This window comes from Psychrobacter sp. UBA2514, from assembly GCF_002341255.1.
Classification (GTDB): Bacteria; Pseudomonadota; Gammaproteobacteria; order Pseudomonadales; family Moraxellaceae; genus Psychrobacter; species Psychrobacter pacificensis.
The window spans coordinates 447-15,638 of record NZ_DDNS01000023.1; the positions used below are offsets into that span (position 1 = coordinate 447).

Consider the following 15,192-nt stretch of genomic DNA (forward strand, 5'->3'; position numbering starts at 1 on the left):
ATTTCAGGAATGGTATAGATACCAGTTGGGACACTAGATACTGGCTCGGCATCACTATCACCGACCATAAAGGCAGCAGCACAGCGACCTTGATCATAGGCAGCAGAGGCTAATGATGGCCAACCGATGACATCACCAGCAGCATAAATATTGTCGACGTCCGTACAGTAAGTATCATCTACTTTTAACTGACCACGGCTATTTGCTTTTAGCCCAATGGCTTCTAAGTTTAAGCCTTCTGTGTTACCTGAGCGACCATTTGACCAAAGAATGGCGTCTGATTTGATTCTTTTACCGCTTTTTAAATGTAGAACCACATAATCATCATGAGTCTCAAGATGATCAATCTCTTCATTACTACGGATAAGCACACCGAACTGTCTAAAGTCATGCGCGATCGCATCACTGATTTCGCTGTCCAAGTAATTGAGCAGCTGATCTTGGTTATTGATTAAATCAACCTTGTAGCCAAGACCCGTAAAGATAGAGGCATACTCACAGCCAATCACCCCTGCACCATAGATGATGATTTTTTTGACCACATAATCCATTTGCAAGATTTTGTCAGAGTCAAAAACGCGTGGATGTTTAAAGTCTAAAATATCAGGACGGTAAGGACGACTACCGACAGTAATGATGGCTTTATTGAAAGTAATAGTTTCGTAGACATTGTCGTCGACTTCAATGCGCAGCGTATGAGCGTCAATAAAACTCGCCCAACCTTGAATAACTTCGATACGGTTGCGCTCATAAAAACGGGTATGCGTACTGACTTGACGACGGATTACTTGACGCGCCTTAGCCAATACTTCATTTAGCGGAACTTGCTTATACTCCATCGCTTTGGTAAACATCGGGTCGCGACGGAAGTTAATCAAGTTAAATACTGATTGGCGCAATGCTTTACTAGGAATTGTACCGACGTGAGTAGAGTTACCTCCTACTTGATCACGCGGATCGACGACGACCACTCTTTTACCAGATTTGGTCAGCTTCATGGCAGCGGCTTCACCAGCAGGACCTGCACCTAAAACCACCGCATCATACTCATACTCGTGATCGTCACTTTTTAGTCGACGAGAATCTTTGGTAAATCCAGATTTGATATCAATACGAGTGTCATCAAGCGGGTTGATGAGATCAGGGTAATGCATGATATCTTCAGTGACCTGCTCATGAGTCTGCTCGATTTTCTGTTTTGCGTTTTTACCTTCAGTATGCTCAGGATTGGGCGAACGACCATTAGATTTATTCGATACTTCAGTATGGACGTCTTTACCAGTATCATTGGTTGCGTCACCTATATTCTTACTTACCATCATGTCCTCTTTATGTATTGTTTGCTCTATTAATATCTATGTGCACGAGTTAATATTTTTAATATCCAAGCAGCTTAGTAAAGTTGTACTCACCATAAGGCATGAATAGACTTTTTACAAACTTGATGACGATTACATATTATAAAATTAATAGTCCATTACCCAATGCGGCGTTTAAGACCTGTCATCTGTAAAATACGCGTTGCAATTTCTTCAACAGACATCTCTGATACATCCAAACTTGGGATACCATGCGTGATATAAATTCCCTGTATCGCGCGCTGTTCTTGCTGGCATTGCTGATAACTTGAGTAACGACTGCCCGCACGGCGCTCTTGGCGTATTTTTACCAAGCGATCGGTATCAATGAGCAAACCAAACAGTTTGTCTTTATGGTCACGCAGCGCTTTTGGTAGTTGATTGTCGTACAAATCATCTTCGGTCAGAGGATAGTTAGCGGCTCGAATACCGAATTGTAACGCAAGATATAGTGACGTCGGTGTCTTACCAGAGCGTGACACACCCACCAAAATAATATCTGCTGCATTATAATGACGAGTACGTGCGCCATCATCATTGTCTAAGGCGAAATGGACTGCATCGATACGCTCTTTATATGTCTCAGAATCAACATCATCATGCGCATGACCTGAATGACCATCTGGCTCTACGCCAGTCTCTTCTGCAACGCGGCCAATCAACCCTTCGTACATATCCAAATTACAGCTGTGTGCTGAGTTGATTGTTTCACGAATCTCTGGATTGACGATCGTATCAAACACCAACGGCAACGACCCATCACGTTGATACGCCATGTTGATCTGCTCTACGGCATCATCGGCACGCTCTAAGCTATCGACGTATGGCAACACTCTTGTCTCAAAAGGGACCGAGGCAAACTGACTCAAAATAGCGCGTCCGAGGGTCTCAGCCGTAATTGCGGTGCCATCTGAGATAAAAAATGCCGTTCTGATGGCTTGTGAGCTGTCCAAGTTTAGCGCATGACGATTTTGGATAGTGGACTTGACTTGTTCAGATGGATTGCTTGAGTACATAACGTTGACACCTCGGTTGAAAGCTCAATAATGATCTTCATTTCATTTTTAGTATTGATCTAATAGCAATTATCTAACTTTGGCTGCCTTATCTCTTGTAAATGCAGAACGATGGCAGCGCTGCTATTGCATATTTATATAGCCATATGCATCACTTATCTATCCGCTACATTATACGCATATTAGCTTGTTAATAGAAATTAATGTTACAGGCGTACACTTAGCACCAACATTGTTTTTCATCTTGTCGTCATAGCCAATCCACCTCTCATCAAGGCATTTTTTATAGCATTTCCTATATATAAACATAAGATTGAAACATAAATTATAAAAATACTCTAAATATGGCTTATTTAAATACGTCTATTTTATGCAGTAATTGGCTTTTGAAAGCGCATAACATCGTCACTAGCAATGATATTTTTCATCTGAGTAAATACGAAACTTGATTAGACTGGCCTTACTCTGTGTAGCAAATCCTACAATTTGTATATTTTTAACAAGTTTTTTGGTAAAACCCCTCGAATTCCTCCTAATATGGCGGTATAATTCACCGTTATAATCTTTACTAAATAACCTTATTTTCTGGAGTTATCATGGCAGCGCAATCTACAGCACTTGTAATCAATCTTGATCAGCTAGGAAAAGACGACATCGAAATGGTTGGTGGCAAGAATGCCTCACTTGGCGAGATGATCAGCCATCTTTCTGATTTAGGCGTTAGTGTTCCAGGCGGCTTTGCCACCACATCAAACGCATTCAATCGCTTTTTGACAGAAACAGGCTTATTAGAAAAAATCAACAACGAGCTAAACACATTGGATGTCAATGATGTTAATAAGCTTGCGGCGACTGGTAAAAAGATCCGTACTTGGATTATTGAGCAAGAATTGCCAAAAGATCTTGAGCAAGAAGTACGTCAAGCGTTCGAAACCATGAGCGGCGGCGAAGACATCGCTGTTGCTGTACGCTCTTCTGCGACTGCTGAAGATTTGCCAGATGCGTCATTTGCTGGTCAACAAGAAACCTTCTTGAACATTCGCGGTATTGATAACGTCCTAATTGCTATTAAAGAAGTATTTGCCTCGCTATATAACGACCGTGCAATCTCTTACCGTGTACACAAAGGTTTTGAGCACGAAGGTGTGGCATTGTCCGCTGCCGTACAGCGTATGGTGCGCTCAGAGACTGGTGCTGCTGGTGTTATGTTCACGCTGGATACCGAAAGCGGTTTTGATCAAGTCGTGTTCATCACGTCAAGCTATGGTCTTGGCGAAATGGTTGTACAAGGTGCGGTCAACCCAGACGAATTCTACATCTCAAAACGTCTGCTCGCTGATGGTAAGCCTGCCGTTATTCGTCGTAACCTAGGCAGCAAGCACAAGAAAATGGTTTATGGTGATGAAGGCAGCACCGCAAAATCAGTGAAAACGGTCGATGTTGAAAAACAAGATCGCATGCAGTTCTCTTTGACTACCGAAGAGCTGACCTCTCTTGCCAAGCAAGCAGTAACCATCGAGCAGCATTATGGCCACGCGATGGATATCGAATGGGCAAAAGACGGTGATAGCGGTGAAATCTTTATCGTTCAAGCACGTCCTGAAACCGTTAAGAGTCGCCAAGACAGCAATGTCATGGAGCGTTATGTCATCGACACGACTGGCGCAAAAGTATTGTGTGAAGGTCGTTCAATCGGTCAGCGCATCGGTTCGGGTAAAGTACGTATCGTTACTCACCTAAACGAGATGGACAAAGTAGAAGAAGGCGATGTTCTGGTATCAGACATGACTGATCCAGATTGGGAACCAGTCATGAAGCGCGCTTCTGCCATCATCACCAACCGTGGTGGTCGTACGTGTCACGCAGCCATTATCGCGCGTGAGTTAGGTGTGCCCGCCATCGTTGGTTGTGGTAACGCCACTGAACTGCTAGTCGATGGTCAAGACGTGACTGCGTCTTGTGCTGAAGGCGACACTGGTTTTATTTATGAAGGCCAGATTGACTTTGAAGTACAGACCAACTCGGTTGAGTCTATGCCAGAGCTTGCATTCAAAGTCATGATGAACGTTGGTAACCCAGATCGCGCCTTCTCATTCACCCAGATGCCAAACGAAGGTATTGGTCTTGCGCGTTTAGAGTTTATTATCAACCGTATGATCGGTGTGCATCCAAAAGCGCTGCTAAACATGAACAGCTTGCCACGTGAGATCTCACAAGCCATTCAAGAGCGTATCGCAGGCTATGCTTCACCTGTTGACTTTTATGTTGATAAATTGGTTGAAGGTATCTCAACCCTAGCCGTTGCCTTTATGGATCAGCCAGTTATTGTTCGTATGTCAGATTTCAAATCAAACGAATATGCTAACTTGCTTGGTGGTAAGCTGTACGAGCCATCAGAAGAGAACCCAATGCTTGGTTTCCGCGGCGCTAGCCGTTATGTCTCTGACAACTTCCGTGACTGTTTTGAGCTTGAGTGTAAAGCGCTAAAACGTGTTCGTGATGAGATGGGCTTAACCAACGTTGAGATCATGATTCCATTCGTCCGCACCACTGGTGAAGCGGCGCAAGTAATCGAGTTACTTGAGAAAAATGGTCTAAAACGCGGTGAAAATGGTCTACGCATCATCATGATGTGTGAGCTACCAACCAACGCGTTACTCGCAGAAGAGTTCCTAGAGTACTTCGATGGTTTCTCAATCGGCTCTAACGATTTGACTCAGTTAACGCTTGGTCTTGATCGTGACTCAGGTATCGTCTCACATCTGTTTGATGAGCGTGACACTGCTGTTAAGAAATTGCTCACTATGGCTATCGACGCTTGCCGTAAGCAAAACAAATATGTTGGCATCTGTGGTCAGGGCCCATCAGACCATCCAGATCTAGCGTTCTGGTTAATGGAACAAGGTATCAGCTCGGTATCATTGAACCCTGATTCTGTGCTAGATACTTGGTTCTTCCTAGCTGGTGAAGAAAAGTAGACCGTTACGTTCAGTCGCAGCGGTAACTCACACAGTCATTAAAGATACCACTATTAGGGTCTATTTGATTTTTTCAAATAGACCCTAATATAATGTCTTAAGACATGACTAACTATGCAGGCAACTATGCAGATTTTCCTTGCTCGAAATAACGTACAAGCTGGTCCATACAATCTGGAGCAGCTTAATATCATGCTGGCATCAGGCGAAGTATTGCTTGATGATTTAATCTGGCATGAAGGCTTAGATCAGTGGCAGCGCGTAGGAAATGTGACCAATAATCAAACGGTCTATCGACCGACTGGTGCTACTACTCCTGATGCGAATGATTCTATTATCAATAATGTGACCGTCTTCCCTGAAGATACCAGCAATACTAAAGATAATAATTCAATATCATTAGATAGACTATATGGCAAGCCTGAACGTTCTAAAAATGTGAAGGCCGATATGACGACCAATCGTCATCAAACGCCGCACAACAATGTCTCATTAAACAAAACTGCTCTCAAAAAGACGGTCGCAGATAATGATAAAGTCATTGGTGATGTGGTACTGGCGCCGATTATGTCACGCATATTGGCAACCGCGCTCAACGGCCTGCTTTACGTATTGGCCATATTGCCATTAGTAATGGCACTGACCAAAATGGATGTAGACTATACCAAGTTTCAAAACATCCAAAATATGGACGCTGCCTATCAATATTCAATGTCGTTGATGGAAAGCATTCCAAGCAGTACGCTCATGATGTCGCAAGTCATGGTTTTTGGCTTGTTTGCACTGCAGCTGGTATTTATTACCATGCGTGGTCAATCCCTAGGCAAAGTAATCACTGGTATTCGGGTTGTGGATCAGACCACACATCGTCTACCCTCGTTTATCAAGCTGGTCGGTACACGTACGTTACTGTTGTTTATTATCTATAATTTACTGTTTTCGTTTACTAGCTTTTTGGGTTTTGTGATTATTGCTATCCATTATTATATGGCATCAAAAAGCCCTGAAAATATCGGTTGGCATGACAAACTTGCCAAAACCTTAGTGGTCAAAGCAGACAGTAGCCAACTGGTAAAAAAGTCAAAATCTGAATAATATTTTATTCACCATATTGTTTCAGATAAAAACGCTGCGCAAGATCGCAGCATTTTTATTGAGTAACGCTTATTTTCCATCTTTTTATATCTTATTGGCAGCCGCTTGGTGATTACCCTTTGTGTTAAGCGCCAAGTGCTGTTATAATACGGCGCTTTATAAACTAAGCTTATTTCTTACTATATTTTTAAGAACGTGGGCTTACCTTATAAATCTCCTTGCTATTAACATAGGGTTAATAGCTACTAATCCGTAAGGAGTCATAATGCGACATTACGAACTGGTGTTACTTGTACACCCAGACCAAAGCGACCAAGTGGTCGGCATGGTTGAACGCTATATCAAGTTGGTTCAAGACAACGGTGGTACTATCCATCGCCTTGAAGATTGGGGCCGCCGTCAATTGGCTTATCCAATCAACAAGATTCACAAAGCTCACTACGTTCTTTTCAACATCGAAACTGACGGCGAGACTTTGGCTGAACTTGAAGAATTATTCCGCTATAACGACGCGATCATTCGTAGTCTAGTTATGCGCCGTGACGAAGCTATCACTGAAGAGTCGCAGTTAGCCAAGAATGCCGATGAAAAACGCGCACGCAAAGCAACTACTCGTCGTCCAGACAATCGTGAAAACGATAATGACGACAACGACAACAGTGAAGACTAATTAAAGGAGAATACTCATGGCACGTTTCTATCGCCGTCGCAAATTCTGCCGTTTCACTGCTGAAGGCATCACTCACATCGACTATAAAGATGTTGAATTGCTAAAACAGTACATTAGTGATAATGGCAAAATCGTACCAAGCCGTATTACCGGTACGTCTACTAAATATCAGCGTCAACTAGCGACTGCTATCAAGCAAGCTCGTTATTTATCGCTACTTCCATACACTGATAACCATCAAGGTTAACCGCTAACTAGGAATGACTCATGCAAATTATTTTGTTACAGCGTATCGTCAACCTTGGTAAACTCGGTGAAACTGTCGATGTAAAACCAGGTTACGGTCGTAACTTTCTTATCCCTCAAGGCCGCGCTCTACCTGCGACCAAAGCTAACATTGAAAAGTTCGAAGCACGTCGTGCTGAGCTTGAAGCTGAAGAAGCAAAAGAGATCGCTACTGCTCAAGAGCGTGCTGATGCACTAACTGACGTTAATGTTATCATGCGTGCGAAATCAGGTGACGAAGGCAAGCTATTCGGCTCTATCGGTACTCGCGATATCGCTGAAGCATTGACTAACTCAGGTTTAGAAGTAGACCGTGCTGAAATCAAGCTACCTGAAGGCACACTACGTCAAGTTGGCGAATACAATGTTGATATTCAGCTACACCATGACGTTACTGCTAGCATCTTAGTTACTATTCTTTCTGAAGATGGTAACAACGAAGATTCAGCTGACGAAGAAGAAGCTGAAGAAGATTATTCTGAAGAGTAATCTTCTAGATAATTAGACTCAGTCTATAAAAAAGCCAGTGACCTTGTGTTGCTGGCTTTTTTTATGTCGATATTTTATACATGTGATCGTAATACTTTCGCATTACATCAGAGTTTTCTTGATGCCTTGTAAGTATCAATCGATTACTAAAAGCTGTATTCAATACTATTTGTCAGCATGATATCTTGCAGTAACCATTTGCAACAACTCACTTAAAAATGCTATACCAACCAACAAGATACTGTCTATATAATTGTATTCATCATAACGAGTAGAAAGATTTTTCTATTTTTATACTTTTCGTTGATAGAGTACTTTAATATGACTAACACTGATGAAATAAACACTGACGATAAACTACTTTGTGTCAAAGGTAACGATTTCTATTCAGAGGGTGAGATCTATACGGTAGGTAGAATCGTAAATGACAAATACTTTCAGATACTGACCAGCGGCGATGATGATCACTGGTATGCAACGCTAGATGATAAAGGTATTTACGTAAGCTTCGATTCTACGATATCTACTGACAATAAAGCGTTCTTCGATAAGATTGCTTAGATTGGAGTTTATATAAAACTCATCTTGAACAAAAAAAATAAGCGATACCTTATAAAAGACTGGCCATCTATAGTGGTCAGTCTTTTTTTAGTGAAAAACCTTGGTTAAATGCGGTCTGAAAATCGAAAAAGCGATAACTCTGCAGGCATAAGAATGCCACTACTCTCATCAGAAAATGTTCATATCGCCATAACAAACAGCATCTCTTTGACAAATGTATTTCCTAGTGCCCCCTATTTGCTATAAAATATGCCCCTTCAAAATTTCGTATCGTTATTGATGCCTGTTTGTGTGAATAACTCATTAAGATATAAACCATATTGAGACAGTGATGATTGTATTTGGGCTTGTGCTGACCATTCTTTTTATTATTTTCGCTACCGCAAAATTGAAGTGGCATCCTTTTTTAGTGTTGATTTTGTCCGCTTTTTTGGTCGCGCTATTTTATCAAGTACCACTTAATACGGTCGCAAAAACGATCTCTGATGGGTTTGGTGGAATTCTAGGCTACATCGGTCTTGTGATTGTGTTTGGTACGATTATTGGCTTAATCCTCGAAAAAACGGGTGCGGCTATTGTGATGGCAGAGTCAGTCATCAAAGTATTGGGGCCACGCTTCCCTACTTTGACCATGTCTATCGTTGGTGCAGTGGTTTCGGTGCCTGTATTTTGTGACTCTGGCTATATTATCTTGAACTCTCTAAAAGAGTCTTTGGCTGAGCGCTTACATGTATCAAGTGTCGCGATGAGTATTGCCTTGGCTACTGGTCTATACGCTACCCACACCTTTGTCCCGCCTACGCCAGGCCCAATCGCGGCGGCAGGTAATTTAGGATTAGAGTCAAACTTAGGCTTGGTTATCATGGTCGGTGTGGTTGTCACGGCTGTTGCCGTATTGGCCGGCTGGTGGTGGTCGAATCGCTTTCTTAACGCTATGCCTGATAATATCAATGCCACAGATGTTCAAGCAGCGACCCTACCTGAAGGCATAAAAACACGCGATGACTACAGCAAACTGCCTTCAGCAACAATGGCGTTTTTACCTATCATTGTGCCTATCATATTAATTTGTCTGTCGTCGGTTGCCAATTTCCCAAGTGCGCCGTTCGGTAGTGGTACGCTAGCAGAGGTTTTGATATTCATCGGTAATCCACTGACTGCATTGTTGATTGGTTTGTTTTTATCGTTTTTATTGATTGATTCAGAGCAAAAAACGCAGCAAATCAGCGATAGTATCTCGCAAGGTTTGGTAGTAGCAGCCCCTATCCTACTGATCACTGGTGCTGGTGGCGCATTTGGCGCTATGCTAAAAGTGACGCCAATTGGCGATTATCTAGGTTCAACGTTATCGGCCTTGGGTTTAGGTATTTTTATGCCATTTATCGTCTCTGCCGCGCTAAAAACAGCACAAGGCTCAACCACAGTGGCATTGGTCACAACCTCTGCTATGGTTGCCCCACTGTTGAACCAAATTGGCTTGGACAGTGAGCTTGGCCGTGTATTCTGCGTGATGGCAATTGGTGCAGGTGCCATGACCATCTCTCACGCCAATGACAGCTTCTTTTGGATCGTGAGTCAGTTTAGTCGCATGAGCGTGGCACAAGCGTACAAAGCGCACTCAATGGCCACTGGTATTCAAGGGGTGACTAGCATCGTATTTATCTGGTTGTTAACCCTAGTGTTTATCTAGTTCATGAGATTGGGTACGTATATATACGTTTATTTGATTATTGCTAAGTAAACGTTTTAGAACACGACACTGTCGCGATGATCGTGTCATTAAGATATTCAAAGAGAGCCGTATGAAAATTTTGATCGCCCCTGACTCGTTTAAAGAAAGTTTAGAAGCACTCGATGTTTGCCATGCTATTCAATCCGGCTTTAGTCAAGTATTTCCAGATGCTGATTACAAATTATTGCCGATGGCCGATGGCGGTGAAGGCACCTCAGCGGTATTGTCTTATGTCTTGGGTGGACGTTGGAAAGAAGTCAGAGTGCATGACCCGTTGATGAGACCAATCATCGCCAAGTATTTGTTATTGCCTGACGCGACGGCGGTTATTGAAGTGGCTCAAGCCTGCGGATTGCACCTACTAACAGCTGATGAGCGTAATCCTATCGTTGCTAGCACTTATGGTGTTGGAGAGCTGATCGCTGATGCTTTGGAGGAAGGGGCTAAACGCATCATCATCGGTCTGGGTGGTAGCGCAACCAATGATGCAGGCCTTGGCATGCTAATGTCGTTAGGCATAACATTTCATGATATCAATGACAGTCTGCTCACTCATGGTGGTGGCGCACTTGCCAGCCTACATAAACTCGATAATACTAACCTTCATACAAAGATATCAGACACGGTATTTGAAGTTGCTTGTGATGTGACCAATCCGCTCTGTGGTCTGCTTGGGGCTAGCGCGGTATTTGGCCCACAAAAAGGCGCTTGTCCGGAGCAAGTCAATACCTTGGATAAAGCGCTCAGTCACTTTGCAACTGTCTGCGGCAATCATGGTTACGAAGACTGTCAACACGTTGCAGGCGCTGGCGCGGCAGGCGGTCTTGGCTATGCGATGATGACTTTCTTTGACGCTCAGCTGAAGTCAGGCTTTGATACAGTTGCCGAAGTGGCTCACCTGTCACAGCATATCGCAGAGGCTGATCTTGTCATCACAGGTGAAGGCAAGCTCGATGCACAAACCGCCATGGGTAAGGTCGCTGGTGGTATCAGCCAAATCGCTCAGGCCAGCCGTACCCCAGTCATCGCTATCTGCGGCAGTGTCGATGGACTAAAACCTGCTCAGACCAGTCAGTTCAATGTTGTAATGCCAAGTATCCAAAAAATAGACACGATCGATAACGTATTAGGCTCCGCTTATAACAACATTGAAACGACTGCTGCTAATATCGCTGCAAGTATCAAACTTGGGCAGACTTTGAGATAGTCGCAATCTATCAATGAACCTTCTTCACTAAATGTACAGTTATTAAACCCTTTGTTAGCTGTACATTTATCACTCTCAACATATCTATAGCCATTTTTTTACTGCATTAATGACCGTATGCATTCTATTAGAAAGTGCCTGCTGTTGTCTGACTGCCAGATATAGCGTTTCGCTAACAGCAACTGGTAAATGATGACTGTTAATCAGCTCAGGCTTTAGATAAGCAGCCACCGCATGCGCCGGCAAGACAGTAAAACCTATTCCCCTGCTGACGGGCTCTAAAATTAGACCAATCTGATTAGAGAAGCCTTTTTTCTCAAAATCATTGATATGCTGGAATTGCTCGTAATTGGCAGTCAGTAGCATGCCTGCATGATGGGCACCATCCGGATGATCGATAAATCCAAGTGCCATAAGCTGCTCCCAGCTCGGCTCTACTGTAGTCGCAGGGGTTACGAGTATCAATGCTTCTTGCGCCATAGGCTTGCAGCTAATCGTTTCATCATCTGAGATGTCCGTCATAAAACCAATATCGATCTCGTGATTTGCCAATGCCTGCTCAATATCAGCATTGGGGGCAAAGCGATAATCAATCACTAGCTTTGGGTGCTGTTGCTGTAAGGTCAAAAGCTGCGGGTATAGCTTAAGTCCCACACTACCCGGTGACATCAACCGTACTAGCCCTTCGTAAGGCGGATCTTCACTGATGCGCTGCTCTAAATTTGATAATCGCTGCAATATCTCGCCTGCTTCTTTATAAAGCTGCTCACCTGCATTGGTCAATGAGAACTGCTTTCCTTGTCGAATTAACAAATCTGTGTCCAGCTGCTCTTCTAGCTTACGTATATGTTGGCTCACACCGGACTGTGTCATATATAGACGTTCAGCCGTGCGAGTAAAGTGCCCAACTTCGGCAAGCGTACAAAAAGTGCGTAGCCATGTGACATTAATCATTACGTTTCATACTTATTTTTATAATATTTGATAATTTTACATAATGACAGTGCGTTTGTATACTGGCCTCACGTCAAACAAGAGTACAGCAAACAGGAGCACAAGCTATGAACAACGTTTATCCCAGAAGCTTTTCGCACATCGGTCTGTCAGTCCCTGACTTAGATGCTGCTGTAAAATTTTATACTGAAGTGCTGGGTTGGTACACCATCATGGAGCCTACTGAGATTATTGAAGATGACAGCCCGATTGGTAAGATGTGCACTGAAGTATTCGGTGCTGGTTGGGGCCGCTTTCGGATCGCTCACCTCTCCACTGGTGACCGTATCGGTGTTGAGATTTTTGAATTTAAAAATCAGGAAAACCCTGAAAATAACTTTGAATACTGGAAAACAGGTATTTTTCACTTCTGCGTCCAAGACCCAAACGTTGAAGCGCTGGCTGAGCGTATGGTTGCCGCAGGTGGCAAAAAACGTATGGAAAAACCACGCTACTACTACCCTGGCGAAAAGCCATATCGCATGATCTATATGGAAGACCCGTTCGGTAACATCGTCGAGATATATAGCCATAGCTACGAGCTTATCTATAGCGAAGGCGCATACTAGGTTCAGTATAAATACAGCTTAGTATGAATTTAGCTTATATTTAACTGAAAAACCAATAGCGTACTCCTCACCTGAGTGCGCTATTTTTTTATGCGCTTTCTATGTGCTCCATCTATTGTATAGAATATGAGCCATGCTACTATTTAGTCAGCTATATATAAAACTATAAACCAACCCATTATCAAGGATGATAAATGACTCAATTAGGCACCACTCTAGATAGAGATGACCTTCTGTATGTTTTATAAGCAGCTGGATATGAGTATCGAAGACGCTTATGACTATGCCAGTGAGGCCATGACTTGCAATATGATGGCAGACGATGTGGGTGAAGGGATTGATGCTTTTATTGAGAAACGCCAAGCGGTATGGAAAGAATGCTAATTCCTATAATAATCATTGTATTGCTTCGCTGATGTTATACGGCGCGTGCTTGGATTAAAAAGCTAGCATATTCCTTTTCAATAATCGAGTTGGCTTATTGCTACGCATAGAAAAGGCCATGATATCGCTATCATGGCCTTCTTTATTTCTATTTAATACATATACTACAAGTACTACGAGCCGCTTATTACTCAGCAGCGATGGCAATCATCTCAACCAATAGCTCAGGGCGTGCCAATGCTGATTCGCCGCAAGCACGCGCTGGTGGCTGTATGCCTTCAAACCACTTGTCATAGACTTCATTCATAGCAGCAAAATCCGCCATATCTTTGATCCAAACGGTGACTGATAGTAGCTTTGATTTGTCGCTGCCCACTTCTTCTAATAGCGTTTGGATTTTTTCCAAACACGTCAACGTTTGCGCTTTGATATCGTCTTCTGCATTACCGACCTGACCACACAAATAGATCGTCTGGTTATGGATTACCGTTTTGCTCATGCGCTGATTGCTATGTAGCTTCTTAATCATGTCTATACCTTTTTATTAATTTGAATCTGTGTTTAGTCAGTCAAGTCGCGCTTAGTTAGAAAAACGCTGGGCACTAAATGGTGCAAGATCGACCAATGCAGGCTTATTATGAATCATCTCTTCAACCAGACGCCCTGTCATTGGTCCCAAAGTGAAGCCTTGATGGCTGTGACCAAATGCGAACCAGAGGTTGTCATGCTTATCAGCAGGACCGATGACGGGCTTCATGTCAGGCATACAAGGACGCGATCCTGCCCATGCTTCACTCTCAACCGCATCTTCTAATGGCAAAATTTTTCTTGCAAGCTTCAATACCGTTTGTAATTGACCAAAATTCTTTGGCGCATTCATGGTAGTCATCTCAGCACCCGTAGTGATACGGATACCCTGCTGCATTGGCCCCATGACAAAGCCTTTGTCCATATCAAACATACTGTGATGGATTGTGTTCTTGTCTGTCACTTTGAAATGCTGATGATAGCCGCGCATTGGGAACAATGGCAGATTGTAACCAAGTGGTCTGATCAAATCATTTGACCAAGGACCTGCTGCGATGACCAATTTATCACTATAATAGGTATCTTTATCAGTGGTGATTTTCCAGCCATCCGCCTCTTTGACGATTTCTTTGACGTCATTTTCTTTGATCGTACCTTGCATGTCTTGGAAGTTTTTTGCGTAGGCTTTTACCAGCGAGCTTGGGTTTGATACCTGCCATGAATTCAACCAATGAATAGCACCAACGAAACCGTCAAAATTGGCGCGGGGCTCCATTGCTTTTAGCTCTTCAAGGTTCAATACATTGTGCTCAACCCCTTGATTACGTGCATCAATGGCGGATGCTTGCGCTTCTTTGAAAGTCTCTTCTGAGCGATGTAATTGTAGCCAACCATCACGAGTAATGAGCTCATCAGCACCAGAGGCGCTAATCATGGTTTGGTGCTCACTGGTACAATGCTCAATCAAGGTCTGCCACTCAGATTCGATTTTTTTGACTGACGCAGGCGTTGAGTATTTCCAGTACTGTAGCAGCGCTTGGTGATAACGCAGAATTGCCGGTATGCGATAACGAATATCAGTACCTTGGTTAGGTAATACTCGGATCATCTCTGTCAGCTGACGAGGAAAAGGATGCGTATGAATGGCTTCGCGCTGAATCAAGCCGGCATTACCATATGAGGTCTCTGACCCTGGCAATTTTTTGTCTAAGAGTAATACGTTTGAGTTATTTTTTTGTAGATGCCACGCGATTGACGTGCCAACCATACCTGCACCGATAACGATCACTTCGTAGCGCATAACCTATCCTTTTCTTAGGGTGTTAAT

15 protein-coding genes are annotated in these 15,192 nt (G+C 43.2%); 10 read left to right on the forward strand and 5 right to left on the reverse strand.

Annotated features, from left to right (window positions below; all coding sequences use genetic code 11):
• Nucleotides 1–1,319, reverse strand: a 1,319-nt coding sequence (sthA, locus tag B3V51_RS07890) for a Si-specific NAD(P)(+) transhydrogenase (RefSeq protein ID WP_286708199.1), incomplete at its 3' end; no start/stop codon positions are given.
• Between the two features lie 158 nt (nt 1,320–1,477).
• Nucleotides 1,478–2,374 (reverse strand): posphoenolpyruvate synthetase regulatory kinase/phosphorylase PpsR, encoded by an 897-nt coding sequence (ppsR, locus tag B3V51_RS07895; protein ID WP_414706373.1) that lies wholly within the window; start codon nt 2,372–2,374, stop codon nt 1,478–1,480.
• 596 nt (nt 2,375–2,970) lie between these two features.
• Between ppsR and ppsA the strand changes: the two genes are divergently transcribed.
• From ppsA to B3V51_RS07935, 8 genes are all read left to right on the forward strand, one after another.
• Nucleotides 2,971–5,352 carry a phosphoenolpyruvate synthase gene (ppsA, locus tag B3V51_RS07900; RefSeq protein WP_093070996.1) on the forward strand — a complete coding sequence of 794 codons (2,382 nt, stop codon included), beginning with the start codon at nt 2,971–2,973 and terminating at the stop codon, nt 5,350–5,352.
• 114 nt (nt 5,353–5,466) lie between these two features.
• The gene (locus B3V51_RS07905) at nt 5,467–6,447 is read left to right on the forward strand and encodes an RDD family protein (RefSeq protein ID WP_093070994.1); all 981 of its coding nucleotides are present in this window, start codon (nt 5,467–5,469) and stop codon (nt 6,445–6,447) included.
• 265 nt (nt 6,448–6,712) lie between these two features.
• Nucleotides 6,713–7,117, forward strand: a complete 405-nt coding sequence (gene rpsF / locus B3V51_RS07910) for a 30S ribosomal protein S6 (RefSeq protein WP_071001316.1) — start codon at nt 6,713–6,715, stop codon at nt 7,115–7,117.
• Between the two features lie 16 nt (nt 7,118–7,133).
• Nucleotides 7,134–7,364 carry a 30S ribosomal protein S18 gene (rpsR, locus tag B3V51_RS07915; protein WP_010198808.1) on the forward strand — a complete coding sequence of 77 codons (231 nt, stop codon included), beginning with the start codon at nt 7,134–7,136 and terminating at the stop codon, nt 7,362–7,364.
• Nucleotides 7,365–7,384: 20 nt separating this feature from the next.
• Nucleotides 7,385–7,891 (forward strand): 50S ribosomal protein L9, encoded by a 507-nt coding sequence (gene rplI / locus B3V51_RS07920; protein ID WP_093070991.1) that lies wholly within the window; start codon nt 7,385–7,387, stop codon nt 7,889–7,891.
• Nucleotides 7,892–8,212: 321 nt separating this feature from the next.
• Nucleotides 8,213–8,452 (forward strand): hypothetical protein, encoded by a 240-nt coding sequence (locus tag B3V51_RS07925; RefSeq protein WP_286708200.1) that lies wholly within the window; start codon nt 8,213–8,215, stop codon nt 8,450–8,452.
• A gap of 331 nt (nt 8,453–8,783) precedes the next feature.
• The gene (locus B3V51_RS07930) at nt 8,784–10,142 is read left to right on the forward strand and encodes a GntP family permease (protein WP_286708201.1); all 1,359 of its coding nucleotides are present in this window, start codon (nt 8,784–8,786) and stop codon (nt 10,140–10,142) included.
• A gap of 112 nt (nt 10,143–10,254) precedes the next feature.
• Nucleotides 10,255–11,391: a glycerate kinase gene (locus B3V51_RS07935; protein ID WP_286708202.1), complete on the forward strand. Its 1,137-nt coding sequence runs from the start codon at nt 10,255–10,257 to the stop codon at nt 11,389–11,391.
• An 84-nt stretch (nt 11,392–11,475) separates the two neighbouring features.
• Here the strand turns inward: B3V51_RS07935 and B3V51_RS07940 are convergent, their stop codons facing one another.
• Entirely contained in the window at nt 11,476–12,345 is an 870-nt protein-coding gene (locus B3V51_RS07940) for a LysR family transcriptional regulator (RefSeq protein WP_286708203.1), read from the reverse strand.
• A gap of 107 nt (nt 12,346–12,452) precedes the next feature.
• On the opposite strand from B3V51_RS07940, the gene B3V51_RS07945 reads away from it, so the two are divergent.
• Both B3V51_RS07945 and B3V51_RS07950 read left to right on the forward strand, forming a co-directional pair.
• Complete coding sequence (locus B3V51_RS07945; RefSeq protein ID WP_071001310.1) at nt 12,453–12,953, forward strand: lactoylglutathione lyase family protein; 501 nt, start codon at nt 12,453–12,455, stop codon at nt 12,951–12,953.
• A 258-nt stretch (nt 12,954–13,211) separates the two neighbouring features.
• The gene (locus B3V51_RS07950; protein ID WP_286708204.1) at nt 13,212–13,337 is read left to right on the forward strand and encodes a hypothetical protein; all 126 of its coding nucleotides are present in this window, start codon (nt 13,212–13,214) and stop codon (nt 13,335–13,337) included.
• 187 nt (nt 13,338–13,524) lie between these two features.
• Here B3V51_RS07950 and B3V51_RS07955 read toward each other — a convergent pair whose 3' ends face one another.
• Both B3V51_RS07955 and B3V51_RS07960 read right to left on the reverse strand, forming a co-directional pair.
• Nucleotides 13,525–13,863, reverse strand: a complete 339-nt coding sequence (locus B3V51_RS07955; protein WP_071003571.1) for a RidA family protein — start codon at nt 13,861–13,863, stop codon at nt 13,525–13,527.
• A gap of 54 nt (nt 13,864–13,917) precedes the next feature.
• Nucleotides 13,918–15,165, reverse strand: a complete 1,248-nt coding sequence (locus tag B3V51_RS07960; protein ID WP_071001309.1) for an NAD(P)/FAD-dependent oxidoreductase — start codon at nt 15,163–15,165, stop codon at nt 13,918–13,920.
• Nucleotides 15,166–15,192: the final 27 nt, after the last annotated feature.

Coding starts and splice junctions, on each gene's coding strand:
- rplI (WP_093070991.1), top strand. CDS start 7,385: ATGCAAATTATTTTGTTACAGCGTATCGTCAACCTTGGTAAACTCGGT.
- B3V51_RS07930 (WP_286708201.1), top strand. CDS start 8,784: ATGATTGTATTTGGGCTTGTGCTGACCATTCTTTTTATTATTTTCGCT.
- B3V51_RS07960 (WP_071001309.1), bottom strand. CDS start 15,165: ATGCGCTACGAAGTGATCGTTATCGGTGCAGGTATGGTTGGCACGTCA.
- B3V51_RS07905 (WP_093070994.1), top strand. CDS start 5,467: ATGCAGGCAACTATGCAGATTTTCCTTGCTCGAAATAACGTACAAGCT.
- B3V51_RS07945 (WP_071001310.1), top strand. CDS start 12,453: ATGAACAACGTTTATCCCAGAAGCTTTTCGCACATCGGTCTGTCAGTC.
- ppsR (WP_414706373.1), bottom strand. CDS start 2,374: ATGTACTCAAGCAATCCATCTGAACAAGTCAAGTCCACTATCCAAAAT.
- B3V51_RS07925 (WP_286708200.1), top strand. CDS start 8,213: ATGACTAACACTGATGAAATAAACACTGACGATAAACTACTTTGTGTC.
- B3V51_RS07940 (WP_286708203.1), bottom strand. CDS start 12,345: ATGATTAATGTCACATGGCTACGCACTTTTTGTACGCTTGCCGAAGTT.
- rpsR (WP_010198808.1), top strand. CDS start 7,134: ATGGCACGTTTCTATCGCCGTCGCAAATTCTGCCGTTTCACTGCTGAA.
- rpsF (WP_071001316.1), top strand. CDS start 6,713: ATGCGACATTACGAACTGGTGTTACTTGTACACCCAGACCAAAGCGAC.
- B3V51_RS07935 (WP_286708202.1), top strand. CDS start 10,255: ATGAAAATTTTGATCGCCCCTGACTCGTTTAAAGAAAGTTTAGAAGCA.
- ppsA (WP_093070996.1), top strand. CDS start 2,971: ATGGCAGCGCAATCTACAGCACTTGTAATCAATCTTGATCAGCTAGGA.
- B3V51_RS07950 (WP_286708204.1), top strand. CDS start 13,212: ATGAGTATCGAAGACGCTTATGACTATGCCAGTGAGGCCATGACTTGC.